Source organism: Streptomyces sp. NPDC002577, from assembly GCF_053594815.1.
This window is the reverse complement of record NZ_JBSFWK010000023.1, coordinates 81228-100724: the sequence shown is the minus strand read 5'-3', so window position 1 is coordinate 100724 and position 19497 is coordinate 81228. Positions and strand designations below refer to the sequence as shown.

11 protein-coding genes are annotated in these 19497 nt (G+C 71.5%); 2 read left to right on the top strand and 9 right to left on the bottom strand.

Annotated elements, in window-relative coordinates; all coding sequences use genetic code 11:
* Positions 1-128: 128 nt before the first annotated feature.
* From ACWD4J_RS26070 to ACWD4J_RS26050, 5 genes are all read right to left on the bottom strand, one after another.
* On the bottom strand, positions 129-1988 hold the full coding sequence (locus ACWD4J_RS26070) for a serine/threonine-protein kinase (protein ID WP_451397840.1): 1860 nt from the start codon (positions 1986-1988) through the stop codon (positions 129-131).
* A gap of 4 nt (positions 1989-1992) precedes the next feature.
* Positions 1993-3726 carry a serine/threonine-protein kinase gene (locus ACWD4J_RS26065; RefSeq protein ID WP_451397839.1) on the bottom strand — a complete coding sequence of 578 codons (1734 nt, stop codon included), beginning with the start codon at positions 3724-3726 and terminating at the stop codon, positions 1993-1995.
* Between the two features lie 120 nt (positions 3727-3846).
* Positions 3847-5514 carry a serine/threonine-protein kinase gene (locus ACWD4J_RS26060; protein WP_451397838.1) on the bottom strand — a complete coding sequence of 556 codons (1668 nt, stop codon included), beginning with the start codon at positions 5512-5514 and terminating at the stop codon, positions 3847-3849.
* 179 nt (positions 5515-5693) lie between these two features.
* On the bottom strand, positions 5694-8279 hold the full coding sequence (locus ACWD4J_RS26055; RefSeq protein ID WP_451397837.1) for a protein kinase: 2586 nt from the start codon (positions 8277-8279) through the stop codon (positions 5694-5696).
* Between the two features lie 282 nt (positions 8280-8561).
* Positions 8562-10853: a protein kinase domain-containing protein gene (locus tag ACWD4J_RS26050; RefSeq protein ID WP_451397836.1), complete on the bottom strand. Its 2292-nt coding sequence runs from the start codon at positions 10851-10853 to the stop codon at positions 8562-8564.
* 112 nt (positions 10854-10965) lie between these two features.
* Between ACWD4J_RS26050 and ACWD4J_RS26045 the strand changes: the two genes are divergently transcribed.
* Positions 10966-12009: a serine hydrolase domain-containing protein gene (locus ACWD4J_RS26045; protein WP_451397835.1), complete on the top strand. Its 1044-nt coding sequence runs from the start codon at positions 10966-10968 to the stop codon at positions 12007-12009.
* 156 nt (positions 12010-12165) lie between these two features.
* On the opposite strand, the gene ACWD4J_RS26040 is transcribed toward ACWD4J_RS26045, so the two are convergent.
* The gene (locus tag ACWD4J_RS26040) at positions 12166-13872 is read right to left on the bottom strand and encodes a glycerol-3-phosphate dehydrogenase/oxidase (RefSeq protein ID WP_451397834.1); all 1707 of its coding nucleotides are present in this window, start codon (positions 13870-13872) and stop codon (positions 12166-12168) included.
* 266 nt (positions 13873-14138) lie between these two features.
* Here ACWD4J_RS26040 and ACWD4J_RS26035 point away from each other — a divergent pair, with 266 nt between their 5' ends.
* On the top strand, positions 14139-15446 hold the full coding sequence (locus ACWD4J_RS26035) for a nucleotide sugar dehydrogenase (protein WP_451397833.1): 1308 nt from the start codon (positions 14139-14141) through the stop codon (positions 15444-15446).
* A gap of 328 nt (positions 15447-15774) precedes the next feature.
* On the opposite strand, the gene ACWD4J_RS26030 is transcribed toward ACWD4J_RS26035, so the two are convergent.
* The 3 genes from ACWD4J_RS26030 to ACWD4J_RS26020 form a co-directional block, all read right to left on the bottom strand.
* Positions 15775-16899, bottom strand: a complete 1125-nt coding sequence (locus ACWD4J_RS26030; protein WP_451397832.1) for a GuaB3 family IMP dehydrogenase-related protein — start codon at positions 16897-16899, stop codon at positions 15775-15777.
* 102 nt (positions 16900-17001) lie between these two features.
* The gene (gene guaB, locus ACWD4J_RS26025) at positions 17002-18510 is read right to left on the bottom strand and encodes an IMP dehydrogenase (RefSeq protein ID WP_451397831.1); all 1509 of its coding nucleotides are present in this window, start codon (positions 18508-18510) and stop codon (positions 17002-17004) included.
* Positions 18511-18651: 141 nt separating this feature from the next.
* Complete coding sequence (locus tag ACWD4J_RS26020; protein WP_451397830.1) at positions 18652-19227, bottom strand: sigma-70 family RNA polymerase sigma factor; 576 nt, start codon at positions 19225-19227, stop codon at positions 18652-18654.
* Between the last annotated feature and the right edge of the window lie 270 nt (positions 19228-19497).

Below are 19497 nucleotides of genomic sequence, written 5' to 3'. Positions count from 1 at the left end.
GGCCTGAGCGTAGGGGTCCGCCGGGCGTTTTGGTACCCGTCGGTAATGGCTTTCACGGAGTACGCACAACGAGCCAGCGATCGCTGGCGCACATGCCCTGAGCGGCGGTTACCCGGGGTTACGGGACGCTACCGAGCTCCCATCATGGCCGCTCCCACCTTGAGCCGCTGGCGCGCCCCCTTGAAGACCGCCATGCCTTCCTGCTCGGCCTTGGTCCCCTTGCGCATGTCCGCCCGCAGCTCGTAGAACTCGCCGTCGTCCGTGATGATCACCAGCTGTACGCAACGGAGCAGGTACGGGTCGTTCTCGTCACCCGCCTCGTAGGTGGTGTCGGCGAGCGCCGCCTGGTAGCCGTTGAAGGATGTCCTGGTGTACTGCGTCCTCGCGTCGGGGTCGTAGCCCTTCCAGGTCGCGGCCGCCTGGTGGGCCCAGGCCATGGCGTCGTCGGGGGCCCTGTCCTCCACGGTGAGCCGGATGTCCACGGCATCGTTCGCATAGACGACCAGCCGGGCGGCGATGCGCCGGTGATCGCTGTCGCTGTCCTCGCGCGCGAACTCCGTCAGGTCAGCGGGCAGGGACAACTCGGCGTTGATCTTCTTCTCGTGGTGGGTGATCCACTTGACCGCCCGGGATGCGGAGGCCGACGCCGAGCGGGTCGCGGAGGCCGACGCCGACACCGACGGGGAGCCCTGGGCGGCTCGGCCCTCGGCCCCGCCGTCCCCCAGCGGCAGCCCGAGCCATACGGCACCGCCGCCGAGCAGCAGTGCTCCGGCAAGGGTGAGGGCCATCAGGCGGGCTCTGGAACGGGCGCGGCCGGCCGATACGCCGGCGGGTGCGGTCGGGGGCTCTTCGCCGGGGACACCGGTGGCGTGCGAGGCCTCTTCGCCCTCATGGGTGGGCTCGCCCTCATCGGTGAGCTCGCCCTGATGGGTGAGCGAGGCCGCCTCGTCGTGATCGGCGGCGGGGGCACCCTCCGCTGTTCCTCCGCCAAAGGCCGCCGAGACCACACCCCCGAGCCGCATCGTCCCCGCATCGTCCCCGAACTCCAGGAGCATCGAGGCGTCCTGAGGCTCCGGCAGCTCCCCGTACTGCCCGTCGCCCCCGCCGCCGGACGCGCCCTCGCCCAAGCGCCGCCCGTCCCAGGCCCCCGCCTCCGGCCACAGCCCCTGCACCACCGCCTGCAGCGCGTTCGCGACCTCCCCCGCCCCCGGACGCAGCGCCGGATCCTTCGCCAGCAGGCGCCCGATCAACGGGCCCAGCGGTCCGGCCTGCTTCGGCTCGGGCGGCTCGGCGGACAGGATCGCCGCGAGCGTCGACTCGAGCGTCGTACGCCGGAACGGAGACCAGCCCTCCACCGCCGCGTACAGCAGCACGCCCAGCGACCACAGGTCCGAAGCCGGTCCCCCGGCACCCGGGCCCGACATCCGCTCGGGTGCGACGAACTCCAGTGAGCCGATGAACTCGCCGCTGACCGTGAGGGATTCCTCGCCCTGGACGTGCGCGATACCGAAGTCGGTGAGGACGACGCGGCCGTGCGGGCCGAGCAGCACGTTCGCGGGCTTGACGTCGCGGTGCACGATCCCCTTGGCGTGCGCGGCGGCCAGCGCGCCGACGACCGCGAGGCCGACGCGCGCCGTCTCGGCCGGCGACAGCGCACCCCGTTCCAGGACCTCGTGCAGCGACTCGCCCCGGATCAACTCCATGACGATCCACGGGAGTCCGTCCTCGGTCACCACGTCGTGGATGGCGACCGCGCAGGGGTGCTCCACCTGCGCGGCGGCCCGCGCCTCGCGCTGCAGCCGGGCGTAACCCCGCCGGTGCGCCGGATCCCGCGGATCGCCGGGCAGCCGGGGCTCCTTGACGGCGACCTCCCGCCCGACGCGCTCGTCGACCGCCCGCCATACGGTGCCCATGCCGCCCGAGCCGATGAGCTCGGCCAGCCGGTAGCGGCCTCCGACGAGCCGGCCCTCCCCGTCCCTGTCGTCCATACGGTCAGAGCTTCTCGATCTTCAGGTTCCGGATGGCCGCCTCGGCGACCTCCCGGCCGCGCTCCGTGAAGTCGCCCTTGCCCGGGTAGTCGATCCAGAACTTGTAGAGGTCACCGGACTTGGTCTTGTAGTAGAAGACCCGGGCCTCGCGCGGGCGGGGGTTGGTGGAGTCGGTCCGGTCGTCGACGTAGGTGACGGTGTTCTCCGCCGCGTTCCGCTCGTCGTACGAGGTCTGCTTGGTACTCCCCTTCGGCGCGGGCTTGTCCGCCATGAAGGAGAAGTCGCTGTCCTCGGTGTCCTGCATGGAGTCCATGTCGTCGTACGCCTCGGAGATCGCGGAGCCCGCGATCTCGCCGAGGGTGTCCTCGGACTTCTTGTAGAGGGTGAGCTGGACGGAGAGCGAGTAACTGGGATCGGTGTAGGTGACCCAGTGATCCTTGTCGTTGGTGCCGTCCGGCACAGACCTCACGTAGTCCGCGGGCACCGCGAACGTCGCACCCAGCGCCTTCTCCTTGTGCGTCTTCCAGCCCTCCTGCAGCGGGCCCGCGAACGGGTTCGCGATCACCAGATACGACGTCACGGCCGCCGCGACGACCGCGGCCCCCAGGCCCAGCCACGCCTTGCGGCCGAAGCGCAGACTCCTGCCGCCCGGCGCGCTGCCGATCTGGACGACCTGCGCCGGCTGGGGCTGGGGTGGCTGCACCGCCTGCTCCAGCAGGTGGCGGACCCGGGCGGCCCCCGGTCGGTGCGCTGCGTCCTTTTGGAGGAGGCCGTTGATCGCCTCGGCCAGCGGGCCCTGCGCGGCGGCGGGCGGCGCGGGGGTGGCATTGAGGACCGCCTGCAGTGTGGAGGGGGTGGTGTTCCGGCGGAACGGCGACACGCCCTCCGTCGCCGCGTACAGGACGACGCCCAGCGACAAGAGGTCGGAGGCCGGTCCCGGGCGCTGGCCCAGCACCCGCTCGGGGGCGATGAACTCGGGCGAGCCGACGAAGTTACCGGTGTCCGTCAGGCTGGTCTCGCCCTCGATCTGCGCGATACCGAAGTCGGTGAGGACGACCCGGCCGTGCCGCCCGAGCATGACGTTGTCGGGCTTGACGTCGCGGTGCAGGATGCCCGCCTGGTGGGCGGCCTCGAGCGCGCCCAGGACCTCGAGGCCGATACGGGCGGCCTCGCGGGCGCCGAGGGTGCCCTCGTTCAGCGCTTCGCCCAGCGACCGGCCCTGCACGAACTCCATGACGATCCACGGCCGTCCGTCCTCGACCGCCACGTCGTGCACCGTGACGACGGCCGGGTGGTCGAGCCGGGCGGCGGCTCGGGCCTCACGCCGCATGCGCTCGAAGGCGTTGGCGCGCTCCCGCTCGGGCAGATGCTCGGGAACCCGGGGCTCCTTGACGGCCACCTCGCGATCGACGGTCTCGTCCTTCGCCCGCCACACGGTGCCCATGCCACCGTGGCCGAGTTTGGACAGCAGCCGGTAGCGGCCCGCGATCAGGCGCTCGGCGCGCGGGTCCTGCTGCGCCTGCGGCTGCCGGGGCCGAGAGGGCTGCTGGTGCGGCAACTGCTGCGGCTGCGGCTGCTGTTCGGGCTCGGCCTGGGGGGAGGCGGCGTACGGAGCCGGAGCCGCGGGCGGCTGCTGAGCGTACGGGTTCTGGGGGTGCGGCGGGTTCTGCGGACCTCGCTGCGGTGGCTGCAGCCCATAGCTCGTCGGCTCGTTCGACTGTCCCCCTTGGTTCATCATGGTCATATCCTTGCGAAGTGGAACCGGGGAGACCACCTGCGGCCCGGTTCGGATGCAGCACCGTGACAAACACCGCTCGTGCCCGGCTGGTTCAAGGCTGATCAGCCCTGACGCCCCTCATCAGCCCGCATCAGCCCGCACGAACGAGTCGACCGCGGTGTCGAAATACCGTTTCGCCGCGTCGGCCCTGCCGACCGGCGCCGAGACCCACACGTCGTACATCCTGCCGCCCTCCTCCCAGCACAGGTCGTACGTGTGACGGGCGCCCTCGGCCTCGGTGAAGCCGTCCCAGGTGAACTCCCAGAGGGCCGCGTGCCGTCCGTTGTGCGTGGTGGCGATGACCGTGCCGTCGCGGTAACCGGGGTTGTTCTCCGGACCATCGGCGGCGGAGCGACGCATCACCTCGAGCGGACCGCCGTCCTCCGGATCGGCCGCTTTGATGCCGATGCGGAAGGTGCCGCCCGGCGACATGTAGAAGACGCGGGACCCTTGCAGCGTGCGCGTGAAGCCGTCCGGCACGGCGAGCGAGAAGCCCTTGGCGTCCTTGGCGACGCGATAACCGGCCGGTACGGGGGTCGCAGGAGTCGCGGTCGTGGTCTCCGTCTGCTGCCGGGTCACGGTCACCGTCGGGGTGGGACTCTCCGGGGAACCGGCGGGCGACGGCGTCGAGGTGCCGGGTGCCTTGTCCCCCTCGCCGTCCCCGCCCAGGAGCAGTGCGGCGGAGATTCCGGCTCCGGCCACGACCAGGGCCAGCACCGCGGCGGCCACGGCCGTGCGGGCCGAACGCCTGGGCTTCGGGGCCCCGTTCGCGAGCCCGGGACCCGGCTCGGAACCATCCGGTGAGTTCTGCCCGTGCGGATGCGGCACGTGCGGAAGCGACACATGAGGGCGCGGCACGTGGTGGCGGGGCACATCGCGCTGCGTGGGGACATGGTCCGACGGCAGCTGCGGGGTGCGGCCGGTGTCGACGTAGGCACGCAGCATGCGTTCCGCCTCCGGCGCGGTCAGCCGCCGGTCGGGATCGCGCTCCAGCAGTCCGACGACGACCGGCCGCAGCGGAGCGGCCGCGTCCGGGAGCCGGATCTCGTCCATGACGACGGCGTGCAGGACACCGCCCAAGGAGTCGCGGTGGAAGGGGGATTCACCGCTGAGCGCCGTGCACAGCAGCGCTCCGAGCGACCACAGGTCGGACTCGGGGCCGGTTCTGTCGCCGGACATCCGCTCGGGCGAGGTGTACTCGGGCGAGCCGACGAACGACCCGGTCTCGGTGAGCGTCGTCGCCCCGGTGACCTGCGCGATCCCGAAGTCTGTGAGGACGACGCGGCCGGTGCCGGCCTCCATCAGGACGTTGGCCGGTTTGAGGTCCCGGTGCAACACGCCTGCCTGGTGTGCCTTCTGCAGAGCTGCCAGCAGTGCGAGCCCGATACGGGCCGCCTCGGCGGCGTCCACCGGTCCGTCCCTGCCGATCCGTTCCGCGAGGGAGCCGCCGTCGATCAATTCCATCACCAGATAAGGGCGTTCGTCGTCCTCGACGACGTCGTGCACGACGACCACGTTCGGATGGCTGAGCTGAGCGACCGCCCGCGCCTCGCGCAGTGTGCGCTCGCGCTGCAGCCGGGCCTCCTCCGGGGAGAGCGTGTCGTCGAGAGGAATCTCCTTGACGGCCACCTGACGGCCGAGGAGCTGGTCGGTGGCGCGCCAGACGACGCCCATTCCGCCCCGTCCCAGGCGCGCCTGAAGCCGGTAGCGGCCGGCGATGACGCGGACGTTGTCCCCCTCGGTCCCCATGAGCCCCATCATGCCGCACGCGTGTGCACATGGAAGGTCATCCTCCGGCCGACGTGACCGGATCAGGTGTGCTGGCGGTTTCGTGCCGTTCCCGACCGTACGCAAGAGCGAACGACGCCCGGCCGGATCCGGCCCGACAGCGCCCCGCGACGACCACCGGCCACTACGACCGGCGCCGTTCAGCCCGTGACCTGATACGTCGTCGACGCCTGCTCGTACAGCCTCGTGACCTCGTCGCGCTCCGCTTCCGGACCGCGGACCTGGACGATGTGGTAGCGGCCGTCGATGATCATCGCGAGATTGCGGACGAAGATTTCCCGCCCCTTGGCATCCTGCCAGGTGAACTGCCCCTCGGCCATGGTCCGTCCGCCCACCTCGATGGTGCGCATTCCGCTGGAGGTGGCCCAGCTGGAGTCGCGGAAGGGCTGCAGTTCCGGCTCCTTCTCGCGCTGGTACGTCATGGGGTCGTCGCCGTACACCGATGTGCTGTCCCGCCCGGAGACGACGATCAGCGCGAAGTCGCCGTCCGTGTAGCGGACCTGGTCCTGGTCGTCGTCCGCATGCCGGGCCCATCCTCTGGCCACGGCGACCTGGAAGCCTTCCCTGTCCTTGCGCAGGACGAACCCCGCCGGCAGCTCGGGGCCCGTGGTCTGCGTGTGCTGTGAACCGCTGCTCGGAGAGGCGGCACTCGCCTTGGAACCGCCGCTCGGCGCGGCGGAACTCGCCTCGCCCGCGGTGCCCGTACGGTCCTGTCCCTCACTACTGTCGCCGCGGGGCTCGGCCTTCGGCATGAACAGCATCGCGTACGCCACGGCCGCGGCGAGTCCCAGCAGTATCAGCAGAAGCAGCGTCCGGCCGAGCGACCTCGGCTTTCGCTGCCGTGCCTGCCGGCCCGGCTTGGCCCGCTTGTGCCGACCGCTGTGCCCGATGGTGGCGGGCGGGGCGGCGCGGCGCTTGCGTACGATCTCGCCCCGACGGCGTACGACGGGCAGGCGGCCGGCGTCGTACGGCGGTGTCGCCACGACGTTGGCGCCCGCATCCGGCTCCGGCGCCGACCTGACGAGCGAGCGCAGCCAGCCACGCAGCTCCTCGAAGTCGATCCGCTCGGTGGGGTCCTGACGCAGCAGCGACTCGACGACCGGACGCAGCGGTCCGCACTCCTCCGCGAACGCGGGCGGCTCCGCGCACACGAGCTGCACCAGTTCGGCGGTGCTCTCCTCCGGATACGGCGCATGTCCCTGCACCGCGCGGAACAGCAACGCGCCCAGCGCCCACAGGTCCGTGGCCGGGCCGACAGGCGGCGCGAGCTGCCAGTTCTCGTGCACGGGGCCGGCCTGTTCCGGGGCCCAACGCTCGGTGACGGGTCCGACCACCACCATGCGGGCCTGCCGGGCGCGCTCGGCGGCCAGCGGTGTGGCGGGGCCCCGGTTCTCGCGACGGGGTGCCTCGAGCTCGTCCCAACGCATGCCGGGATGTGCTGCGTTGCCGCCGGACTCGGCGAGCGCTGAGGCTCCGTCGTGACGCGCAGCGGGGATCATCTCACCGCTGGACGGGGCTCCGGTTCCGGCTCCTGTTCCGGCTCCGGCTCCGGCTCCGGGTGCGAGTTCGCGTGCCTGTCCCAGTACCTGTGAGTGTCCCTGCCCGTCGGTCGGACCATGCGGTTCGTCGGTCTGCTCCGCCACCCCGCGGGCGCGCGGAACCGCCCCGTGCCAGGGCTGCTCCCGGCTCGGGCCATGGGTCTGATCGGGGCGTGACGCATACGACGGGTCGGCATGCGGTGCCTGGTCGGAACGCGGCGCGGGCAAGGACGGCGTCGCGCCGGGCCGCCGCTCCTGGGTCACCCGCGCGGCGGCCCGCGCACCGGCGCGATAGGCCGCGATGGCTCCGGCGCGCGCCGCCCTGACGTCGACGTCACCACCGGGTTCCAGGGCACGCGGCCCCAGGGCCGTGGTCGGTGATGTGCCGGACGAGGGGGGTGAAGTGGGCGAGGTCGACGAGGCGGGTGACGGGGCCGGCACCGCGGCCTTGGAGGCGGCGGGGGACGGGCCGATGGGGGCAGCGCCGACAGGTCGGGGGGCGCTTCCACCGTCAGCGGCGAAGTCATCGGGCCGAACGAACTCTTCGGCACGGGCGAAGTCGTCGGCGCGGGCGAGGCCCTCGGCCGGCCGCGGATCGTAGCCGCACAGGGCTTCCTCCGCCGCGCCGACGGCCAGACCTGTCAGCATCACACGGCCGTCGTCGCAGACCAGGACCGTACGCGTGGTGATGTTGCGGTGCACCCAGCCGTGAACGTGCAGCGCCCGCAGCGCCGTCAGAACGTCCGAGGCGACCTCAGCCGCCCGATAGGGCGTCAGCGGTCTCTCGGCGAGCAGCGCCGCCAGCGGCCGGGCCGCCACCAGTTCGCTGACGATCCACAGCGAACCGCCGTCAGCGAACACGTCGAAGACCTGGTCGAGCCGCGGATGGTCGGGGATCTGCGCGGCAGCCTGCGCCGCCTCGATGGCGCGCCGCACCGCCGGGTCCGTCGGCCTGCGCGTAGCGCGACCGGGAGCGCGCCGCGGACCCGCGCCGGCAAACCCCTCCGGAAGGCCGTCGGCGTCGAGCACCTCCGCCTCGACGACCTCCGGCAACTGCACCTGCGTGACCAGGACTTCCTGCCCGCTGAAGGTGTCAAAGGCCCGCGTCTGCGCCAATTCGTACTCGTCCGACGGCGGCAGCGGCAGGCGGTAGCGGTCGGCGAGCACTCGCCCCGCGTAGTCGTCCACGACGCCTCCCCCGTCCCCGCACGGTGGTCAATTCCGTTCGTCTTACGTACGTCTTGCGCATGGATGCGGCCGGATGCGGCTGCGTACCGTCCGCAAGCACTCACGATACGTGCCGAAGGCAATCCGTATTGACGGATTCGGGATCTCACGGGACGTGCCGCGGACATCGGACGAGTCGGGACGGCAGTGGACGGGCCGGACCAGCCGAACGGGCCGGACGGGTCCTGACGCGGTTGGACGCGCTCGGACTCGCCCGGACTCATTCCGACTCGTTCGGACGGATCAGGACTTGGGCTCGAAGGTCTGGGCGAACGTCTGCCAGGTCTCGCGCCGCTGCTCGCTGCTCCAGTCCTTGGCCTTCGCCGTGTACATGAGCGCGTAGCCCTGGTGGGAGTTGACGACGAAGCCACGGTCTATCGACCGGTACTTCGTGCCGCCGTCCACATAGGTGAACTCCCAGTCCGCCGTGTTCCAGCCGCGGTAGTCCACCTTCTCGATCCGGATGCGGTGGTACTGGGAGCGGTTCATGTAGTTCTCCTGGTTCTCCCAGTCGCGAACCGGGTCGTCCTTGGGCGTCGACGTCCAGCCGACCAGCAGCTTCTGTCCGTCCGGGCCGGTGAAGCGCGCACCCGCGGCATCCGTCGAGACGTACTTCCAGCCCTTCGGCAGCCCTATCGAGAAGCCCTGCTTGTGCTTGTACGTCGTCGCCGCGTCGTACTTCGCGCCCGTGCCGTCGTCGCCGTCGGTCTCCGTATCCGAGCTCGGGCCGGGGTCCGTCCCCTGGCCCGCGGCCTCGTCCGAACTGGTGTCCCCGGCCGCACCCGTCTCCTCGGCGGTGGCCTTGTCCGTGCCCTTACTGCTGCCGCTGTCCTTGCCCGTCTCGCCGCTCCCGGCGGTCGCACCGCTGGATGCGGTCTTGTCGCTGCCGTTGCCGCTGTCCTGCGCCGTGCTGCCGTCGTCGCCGCCCAGCACGAACGCCAGCACGGTGCCGAGCACGGCGAGTGCCACGACCACGGCGACGGCCACGAGCGTGCGCCGCGGCACCACATCGGTGAGCGACGCCTTGGGCTGGGGACGCGGCGGCGCGGCCGGGTGCGACGGAGTGTCCGAAAGACCGGACGTGCCGTGGGCCGCGGCGGAGCTCGCCCCTGCTGCCGTATCCGAGACGCCGTCTCCGGTCGTGGTCACGGCATCCGCGCCGGTGGCGGCCGCCATGGACTTGCCGGTCGCCGCGGACTTACCGGCCGTACTGGCCTTGCCTCCCGTACTGGCCTTGCCTGCCGTGGTGGCCTTGCCTGCCGAAGCGTTTGTTCTGGCTGCGTCCGTTCCCGAGGCGGCGGCGGGCGCCGCGCCGGCTGCTCCGGCGGAGTCGGCCGTACCGGCAGCACCTCCGCCTCCGGACCCTCGCCCAGCGGCCGCATCGGAACCGGTGACGGAATCCGAAGGCGCCGGAGCCGATGCCGATGCAGCCGACGACTCCCCGCCGGCCTTGCGCGCCGGCCGCAGCGAACGCAGCGCCCCGCGCAGCCGCTCAGCCGCGTCCTCGGCCATGCGCCCCGCGGAGGCCGCCGCACCACCGGCGGAGGCCGCACCCGCGGACGCGGCATTGTCGCCCGACGCCGACGCACCGCCCGCCTTCGGACCACTCCTGCGCGGCCGCTTCTCCTTCTCCGGCACCGGCGGCAGGGGCACGACCTTCGTGGCGTCGGCCGGCTCCGGGTCGGGGGCGTGGATCACGTCGGTCAGCTGCGCCCGCGCGCCAGCGTCGTCGAGCCGCTGCTCGGGGTCCTTGGCGAGCAGGCCGTAGATGACCTTCTCCAGCGGACCCGCGTTCTTCGGCGGCTCCAGCGGCTCGGTCATCACGGCCGTGAGCGTCGCGATCGCGGAGCCCTTGTCGTACGGAGGGAAGCCCTCCACCGACGCGTACAGCAGGCCGCCGAGCGACCACAGGTCGGCCGCGGGCCCCGGCTTGTGCCCGCGCGCCCGCTCGGGCGAGATGTACGAGGGCGCGCCGACGAGCATGCCGGTCGAGGTGATGGACGGGTCGCCCTCGACCTGGGCGATGCCGAAGTCGGTCAGCACGACGCGCCCGTCGTCCGCGATCAGCACGTTGGACGGCTTCACGTCGCGGTGCAGGATCCCTTCGCGGTGCGCCGAGCGCAGGACGTCGAGGATCGCGAGGCCGACCTCGGCCGCGCGCTTCGGCGTCAGCAGCCCGTCCTCCCGGATGACCTCGGCGAGCGACTTGCCCTCGACGAGCTCCATCACGATCCACGGCCGGTCGTCCTCGTGGACCACGTCGAACACCGTCACCGCACTGGTGTTGCGGATCCTGGCGATGGCCTTGGCCTCACGCAGCGTGCGCGTGACGAGGCGGCGCTTCTCCTCCTCGTCGATGCTCGAGGGGAACCGCAGCTCCTTGACGGCGACCGTACGCCCCAGCGTCTCGTCCAGCGCCCGCCAGACCGTGCCCATGCCGCCGCGGCCGAGGACCCCTCCCAGCCGGTAGCGCCCGGCGAGGAGACGATCGCTGTTGTCCTGACGGGCTTTCCCCGCCTGCTCCGCCTCCGACATGCGTCCCCTCTGCAACCCGCCCTGACAGAGCCTCCATTGTCCCTCACCCGGGGACCGGCCGACGCCCAGGGTCCGCCGTCCCGCATGATGGGTCGCACACATGGAGGACCGCATGCCCCTTCGACGGACACAGGTGGCCGTATTGCTGGCCGCGGCCCTCCTCTGCCTGTCCACGGGCAGCGCCCCGGCCTCGGCGACCCCGCCCGCGGACGCCGATCTTCCGCTGCTGGTCACGCGCGGCAAGGCCCCCGCGGCGGCACTGCTGGCCCGCGAGGAAGAGGGCTCACGCTTCGCCCGTACGAGTCCCGCCATACGGCGTGCCGACCACTTCCGCGCGGGCAGCATCACCAAGACGTTCATCGCGACGGTCGTACTGCAGCTCGCGGCCGAACACCGGCTGTCCGTGTCCGACACCGTGGACCGCCATCTCCCCGGCCTGATACGGGGCCGCGGCAACGACGGCCGGACACTGACCCTGCGGTCGCTGCTCACCCACACCAGCGGCCTCTACGACTTCACAGCCGACACCAAGGGCGCCATCCCCCTCTCCCCTCTGCAGGCGGTCCGCACCGCGCTTGCGCATCCCCCGACCACGCGGGGTGCCTTCGCCTACTCGAACACCAACTACGTGGTGCTCGGCATGGTCATAGAGCAGGTCACCGGCCGTTCCTACGCCGCCGAGGCCGAGCGCCGCATCATCACCCCCCTTCATCTGACGGGCACCTCCTTCCCGGGCGCCCGCACCTCACTGCCCTCACCGCACGGCCGCTCCTACACCGCCGACGGCGCGGACATCACCGCCCTGGACCCCCGGGTCGCCGGAGCGGCAGGAGAACTCGTCTCCACCCTCGCCGACCTGGGCCGCTTCTACGCCGCCTTGCTCGGCGGAAGGCTGCTCCCGCCCGCCGAACTGCGCGAGATGCTCGACACTCGCCCGACGCAGGGCCGCTACGGAATGGGCCTGTATCCCGTGCGGCTGCCCTGCGGCACCACGGTGTGGGGCCACAACGGACGCATAGCGGGCAGCTATGTACGCACCGCGGCCACGCGCGACGGCCGGCGCGTACTGATACTCCGGGTCAACACGGACGCCATAGCTGACCCAGCGCTCGAACCCGCCCTGCTCGCAGCCGAATTCTGCCCACGGTCACCCTGAGGCTGGCAGCTGTGTACAGGTCCTACGCGAGGGGCACCCTCCGTCGTGGGTTGTGCCCACCCCTTCCGCCCTGGGGGTACCTCCCAGGCCCTTGAGGCATTGGGGGAGGAACGACTGCCCACAACAGTCGCGGACTACAACGGCCCCGGTCTCCGGCTACAGAGGCACGATGTCCGGTGCCCCCAGTCGCGCCGCGTCCGCCGTCAGGTCGTCCGGCTGGCGCTGGGACTCCCGCTCGGCCTCGACCCGCTTCTGATAGTGCTCCACCTCGCGCTCGATCTGGTCCTTGTCCCAGCCCAGCACCGGAGCCATCAGCTCGGCGGCCTCCCGGGCACTGCGCGTGCCCCGGTCGAAGGTCTCTATGGATATCCGGGTGCGGCGTGTGAGGACGTCGTCGAGATGCCGCGCGCCCTCGTGCGAGGCGGCGTAGACGATCTCGGCCCGCAGATAGTCGTCCGCCGCCTGGAGCGGCTCGCCCAGCGACGGGTCCGCGGCGATCATGTCCAGGAGCTCCTCGGCGAGCGCGCCGTAGCGGTTCAACAGGTGCTCCACACGAGCCACATGGACGCCGGTGCGGGCCGCTGTCCGTGCCCGCGCGTTCCACAGGGCCCTGTATCCCTCGGCGCCGACGAGCGGGGTCTCCTCCGTGACGCAGTCCGCGACACGCTGGTCGAGGCCGTGCACCGCCTCGTCCACCGCGTCCTTGGCCATCACCCGGTACGTCGTGTACTTGCCGCCCGCCACGACGACGAGACCGGGTGCCGGATGGGCCACCGTGTGCTCGCGGCTGAGCTTGCTCGTCGCCTCCGACTCCCCGGCGAGCAGGGGCCGCAGGCCCGCGAACACGCCCTGGACGTCGTCCCTCGAAAGCGGTACCGCCAGCACCGAGTTGACGTGCTCCAGCAGATAGTCGATGTCGGCGCTCGACGCCGCCGGGTGCGCCTTGTCCAGGTCCCAGTCCGTGTCCGTCGTCCCGATGATCCAGTGCCGCCCCCACGGAATCACGAACAGCACGGACTTCTCGGTGCGCAGGATCAGGCCCGTCGTGGAGTGGATGCGGTCCTTGGGCACGACGAGGTGGATGCCCTTGGACGCCCGGACGTGGAACTGCCCCCTCTCGCCCACCATCGCCTGGGTGTCGTCCGTCCATACGCCGGTGGCGTTGACGACCTGCTGGGCGCGGACCTCGTACTCCCCGCCGGCCTCGACGTCCTGCACGCGGGCGCCGACGACGCGCTCGCCCTCGCGAAGGAAGCCGGTCACCCGAGCGCGGTTGGCGACCTTCGCGCCGTACGCCGCGGCCGTGCGCACCAGGGTCGCCACATAGCGGGCGTCGTCCATCTGCGCGTCGTAGTACTGCAGGGCCCCCGTCAGCGCCTCTTTCTTGAGGCACGGCGCGACCCGCAGTGCATGACTCCTGCTCAGATGACGGTGCATCGGCAGCCCGCGGCCGTGCCCGCGCGCCATCGACATGCCGTCGTACAGGGCGACGCCCGTTCCTGCGTAGAGCCGCTCCCAGCCCCTGTGCTGGAGCGGATACAGGAACGGCACCGGCTTGACCAGATGAGGCGCGAGCCGCTCCAGCAGCAGGCCCCGCTCCTTCAGCGCCTCGCGCACCAGTGCGAAGTCGAGCATCTCCAGATAGCGCAGACCGCCATGGATCAGCTTGCTCGACCGGCTCGAGGTGCCGGACGCCCAGTCCCTCGCCTCGACCAGGCCGGTCGACAGACCGCGCGTCGCGGCGTCGAGCGCGGTGCCCGCGCCGACCACCCCGGCACCCACGACCAGGACGTCCAGCTCACGCTCGGCCATGCCCGCGAGTGACTCGGCGCGCTCCGCCGGCCCCAGTGTCGCTGTCCTCACTGCTGCCTCCCGTTTCCGTTCGCGCTCGCTGCCGCACCCTTCGGGTGTGCCCGGGCCCGCATCCCCCATGCCCAAATTCTGACCGCGTCGCCCGACTTCAGCCACCGCCCACTCCTCAGCCTGTGGACAACACTCGGCGAACACCAGGCCAGCAATGCCGCATAACGGTCATATTTACTCCTAGTCTGACATTGCGCTGGCCCATCTTGTCCACAGGACTTGCGCGATCCGACCGCTCCGGTTATTGGGAAGGACAGCCCACCGCCATGCCCGCAGATCTCGCCGTCATCGGACTCGGCCACATCGGACTGCCCCTCGCCCAGGCCGCCGTTGCCGCCGGCATCGCCACGCTCGGTTACGACCCCGGCCTCGCCGCCGATCGCCTCACAGCCGACCGCCCCGCCGCCCGGCCCCCGGCCGACGGCACGGACGCCGGTCCCCTGCTGGACACCGGCGCCCTCGTCGACAGCGGCGCCCTCACCGCCGCCGAACTCCGCCGGATGCTCTCGGGGGGCTTCCGGCCCACCACGGACCCCGCCGAGCTGGGCCGGGTCCGCACAGCGGTCATCTGCGCGCCGGTTCCGCAGGGCGCGGACGGCGCGCTCGACCTCGGCCCCCTGGCCGCCGCGGCCGATGCCCTGGCCGCCCGCCTCCGCCCGCACACCACCGTCATCCTCGAATCACCCGTGCCGCCGGGCACCACCGAGGGAGTCCTGCGCACCCTCCTCGAACAGGGCTCGGGCCTCCGCGCGGGACGCGACTTCCACCTCGCGTACTCCCCGAGCCGTACCGACCCCGGCAACCGCACCCACGGCCACGCCAACACCCCCAAGGTCATCGGTGGCCTCACCCCGGCCTGCACCGAATCGGCCGCGGCCTTCTACGGCCGCCTCACCGACAAGGTGGTACGCGCGCGTGGCCTCCGCGAAGCCGAGACGGTGCAGCTTCTGGAGACCAACTACCGGCACGTCAACATCGCCCTGGTCAACGAAATGGCCGTGCTCTGCCACGACTTGGGCGTCGACCTGTGGGACGTCATCCGCTGCGCCGAGACCAAGCCGTTCGGTTTCCAGGCCTTCCGTCCCGGGCCCGGAGTCGGCGGCCACAGCGTGCCCCAGGACCTCTCGGGCCCCCCGCACACCGTCCGCCCGCTGCGCATGGTCGAGCTCGCCCAGCAGGTCAACGGCCACATGCCCCGGTACGTCATCCAGCGCGCCGCGGCACTCCTCAACGAACACGGCAAGTCCGTCCGCGGCGCCCGCATCCTGCTCCTCGGCGTCACGTACAAGCCCGACCTCGGCGACCAACACGGCTCCCCCGCCCGGGAGATCGCCACCCGCCTGCTGGAGCTGGGCGCCGCCGTCAGCTACCACGACCCGTACGTCCCCGCCTGGAGCGTGCTCGACCGTCCCGTGCCGCGCGCCGACTCGCTCTACGAGGCGGCGGCCCACGCGGACCTGACGCTCCTCCTCCAGCCCCACCGCACGTACGACCTGCGGGGCCTGGCCGTGAAGGCCCAGCTGCTGCTGGACACGCGGGGGGCCACGCCCGTGGGGGCGGCTCCCCGCCTGTGACCAGGTTGCTGCCGACACAAGGGCCTCGCCGTCGTGGATTGTGCCCACCCGACCGGTCCCCTGCCGACAACGGGACCGGCAGCCGCCGGACGGCAGAAGGGGACGTGCCGGTGTGTCCGCCCGCTGGGGGTACCTCCCAGGCCCTTAAGGCACTGGGGGAGGCCGGCGCGAAAACCCGGGTGCGATCCTCGTCGTACGGCACCGCGCCGGACCGAGGACGGACACACCGGCGCGGCCCCGACCCCCGCCGAAACAGCAGGCGAAACGCAGTGGGGGCGCCCCCACAGGGAGGGCGCCCCGAACCGCTCAAGCAGCGGCAAGCGTCACGTCACCGCTTGTGCTGCGAGTCCCCCACGGTCACCTCGACCCGCTGGAACTCCTTCAGCTCGCTGTACCCCGTGGTCGCCATGGCGCGGCGCAGGGCGCCGAAGAAGTTCATCGAGCCGTCGGGGGTGTGCGACGGGCCGGTGAGGACCTCCTCGATCGTGCCGACCGTGCCGAGGTCCACCTTCTTGCCGCGCGGCAGCTCCTCGTTCACGGCCTCCATGCCCCAGTGGTGGCCCTTGCCGGGCGCGTCCGTGGCGCGCGCCAGCGGGGAGCCCATCATCACGGCGTCGGCGCCGCACGCGATGGCCTTCGGCAGGTCACCGGACCAGCCCACACCGCCGTCCGCGATCACGTGGACGTAGCGGCCGCCGGACTCGTCCATGTAGTCACGGCGGGCGGCGGCCACGTCGGCGACCGCGGTCGCCATCGGGACCTGGATGCCGAGCACGTTGCGCGTGGTGTGCGCGGCGCCGCCGCCGAAGCCCACCAGTACGCCCGCCGCGCCCGTGCGCATCAGGTGCAGCGCCGCGGTGTACGTGGCGCAGCCGCCGACGATGACCGGCACGTCCAGCTCGTAGATGAACTGCTTCAGGTTGAGGGGCTCGGCGGCGCTCGACACGTGCTCGGCCGACACCGTCGTACCGCGGATCACGAAGATGTCGACGCCCGCGTCCACGACGGCCTTGGAGAACTGGGCCGTACGCTGCGGCGACAGCGCGGCCGCGGTGACCACGCCCGAGTCGCGCACCTCCTTGATCCGCTGCCCGATCAGCTCCTCCTTGATCGGGGCGGCGTAGATCTCCTGGAGGCGGCGGGTCGCGGCGGTGGCGTCCAGCTCCGCGATCTCGTCGAGCAGCGGCTGCGGGTCCTCGTACCGCGTCCACAGGCCCTCGAGGTTCAGCACGCCCAGGCCGCCGAGCTCGCCGATGCGGATCGCGGTGGCCGGGGACACGACCGAGTCCATGGGGGCGGCCAGGAAGGGCAGCTCGAAGCGGTAGGCGTCGATCTGCCAGGCGATCGAGACCTCCTTCGGGTCCCGCGTGCGCCGGCTGGGGACGACGGCAATGTCGTCGAACGCATACGCCCGGCGGCCGCGCTTGCCGCGCCCGATCTCGATCTCAGTCACGTGTGTGGCCTTTCCCTCTGCGTTTCAGCGTCTTCCAGTATCCCCGACGCACACGACGAGGGCGGCCCCGGAATCTCCGGGACCGCCCTTCACGCGCGTGGCTCAGCCCTTGCGGCTGTAGTTCGGCGCCTCGACCGTCATCTGGATGTCGTGCGGGTGGCTCTCCTTGAGGCCCGCCGACGTGATCCGTACGAACCGGCCGCGCTCCTGCAGTTCGGCAACGGTCCGCCCGCCGACGTAGAACATCGACTGCCGCAGACCGCCCACCAGCTGGTGCACGACCGCCGAGAGCGGGCCCCGGTAGGGAACCTGGCCCTCGATGCCCTCCGGAACCAGCTTCTCGTCGGAGGCGACGCCCTCCTGGAAGTAGCGGTCCTTGGAGAAGGACTTCCGGTCGCCGCGGGTCTGCATGGCGCCCAGCGAGCCCATGCCGCGGTACGACTTGAACTGCTTGCCGTTGATGAACAGCAGCTCGCCCGGCGACTCCTCGCAGCCCGCGAGCAGCGAGCCCAGCATCACCGTGTCCGCGCCCGCGACCAGCGCCTTCGCGATGTCGCCGGAGTACTGCAGGCCGCCGTCGCCGATGACCGGGACCCCGGCCGCCTTGGCGGCGAGCGCCGCCTCGTAGATGGCCGTGACCTGCGGTACGCCGATGCCGGCGACGACACGGGTCGTGCAGATGGAGCCCGGGCCGACGCCCACCTTGATCCCGTCGACGCCGGAGTCGATGAGCGCCTGGGCACCGTCGCGCGTGGCGATGTTGCCGCCGATGACGTCGACGCCGGACGAGTTCGACTTGATCTTGGCGACCATGTCGCCGACGAGCCGCGAGTGGCCGTGCGCGGTGTCCACGACGATGAAATCGACGCCGCGCTCGATCAGCGCCTGGGCGCGCTCGAAGGCGTCGCCCGCGACACCGACGGCGGCACCGACGATGAGCCGGCCCTCCGCGTCCTTGGCGGCGTTCGGGTACTGCTCGGCCTTCACGAAGTCCTTGACGGTGATGAGGCCCTTGAGGACGCCGTTGTCGTCGACCAGCGGCAGCTTCTCGATCTTGTGGCGGCGCAGCAGCTCCATGGCCTCCACGCCGGAGGTGCCGACCTTGCCGGTGACCAGCGGCATCGGCGTCATGACCTCGCGCACCTGGCGCGAGCGGTCGGGCTCGAAGGCCATGTCGCGGTTGGTGACGATGCCGAGCAGCTTGCCGGCGGGGTCGGTGACCGGGACGCCGCTGATGCGGAACTTCGCGCAGAGCGCGTCGGCATCGGCGAGCGTCGCGTCCGGGTGCACCGTGATCGGGTCGGCGACCATGCCGGACTCGGACCGCTTCACGAGGTCGACCTGGTTGGCCTGGTCCTCGATGGAAAGGTTGCGGTGCAGCACACCGGCGCCGCCCTGACGGGCCATGGCGATCGCCATGCGCGCCTCGGTGACCTTGTCCATGGCTGCGGACAGCAGCGGGACGTTGATCCGGACATTCCGGGACAGATGCGAAGAGGTGTCGATCTGGTCGGGCGCCATGTCGGAAGCGCCCGGCAGCAGCAGCACATCGTCGTAGGTCAGCCCGAGTGTCGCGAATTTGTCGGGCACTCCGTCGACGTTGGCAGTCATGACACCTTCTCCAAATGGCCTTGATCGGTGCGGATGTCCATGCTAACGGGATCCGGAGGCGTCTCATTCCACGAACAAGATCACCAAGCAGCTTTGTACGTTCGTACGTGACGTGGCCGTACCGCTGCCCGGCCTGCGCCGCTACTGCTCGGCCAGCGCCCGCAACCGGCTGAGCGCCCGATGCTGGGCCACCCGCACCGCTCCCGGCGACATGCCCAGCATCTGCCCGGTCTCCTCGGCCGTGAGCCCGACGGCGATCCTCAGGAGCAGCAGCTCGCGCTGGTTCTCCGGGAGGTTCGCGAGGAGTTTCTTCGCCCACTCGGCATCGCTGCTCAGCACGGCCCGCTCCTCAGGACCGAGCGAGTCGTCGGGCCGCTCGGGCATCTCGTCCGACGGGACGGCCGTGGAGCCCGGGTGACGCATGGCGGCACGCTGCAGGTCGGCGACCTTGTGTGCGGCGATGGCGAACACGAAGGCCTCGAAGGGGCGCCCCGTGTCCTTGTAGCGCGGCAGCGCCAGCAGCACCGCCACGCACACCTCCTGCGCCAGGTCCTCCACGAAGTGACGGGCATCACCCGGCAACCGGGAAAGACGCGTACGGCAATAGCGAAGGGCGAGGGGGTGAACATGGGCGAGCAGGTCATGAGTGGCCTGCTCGTCACCTTCCACAGCACGATGGACGAGCGCACCGATCACCGTCGTCCCGTCCTCGTGCATCGGTCCATGGTGCCTTGCGGCTTGCCGCTCCGTGGCACCACGTCCGTAGTTGTGCACCGAAGCGTTATGAGCAGGTGCGCCGGAACTCATCTCCTGCGCCCTCCCCTTCCGCTCGACCGACTTGTCCCCGAGGAACTCCACACCTCAAGGATGCGGCATCGGCCGCGAAGCAACACAGACCGCTGCCGCGGCAGTGACAGAAACCGCTGCCGTGGCGGACGGAAGCGGGCATCCGCCGCCCCGCCCACCGTACGGCGGGCGGGGATCGCC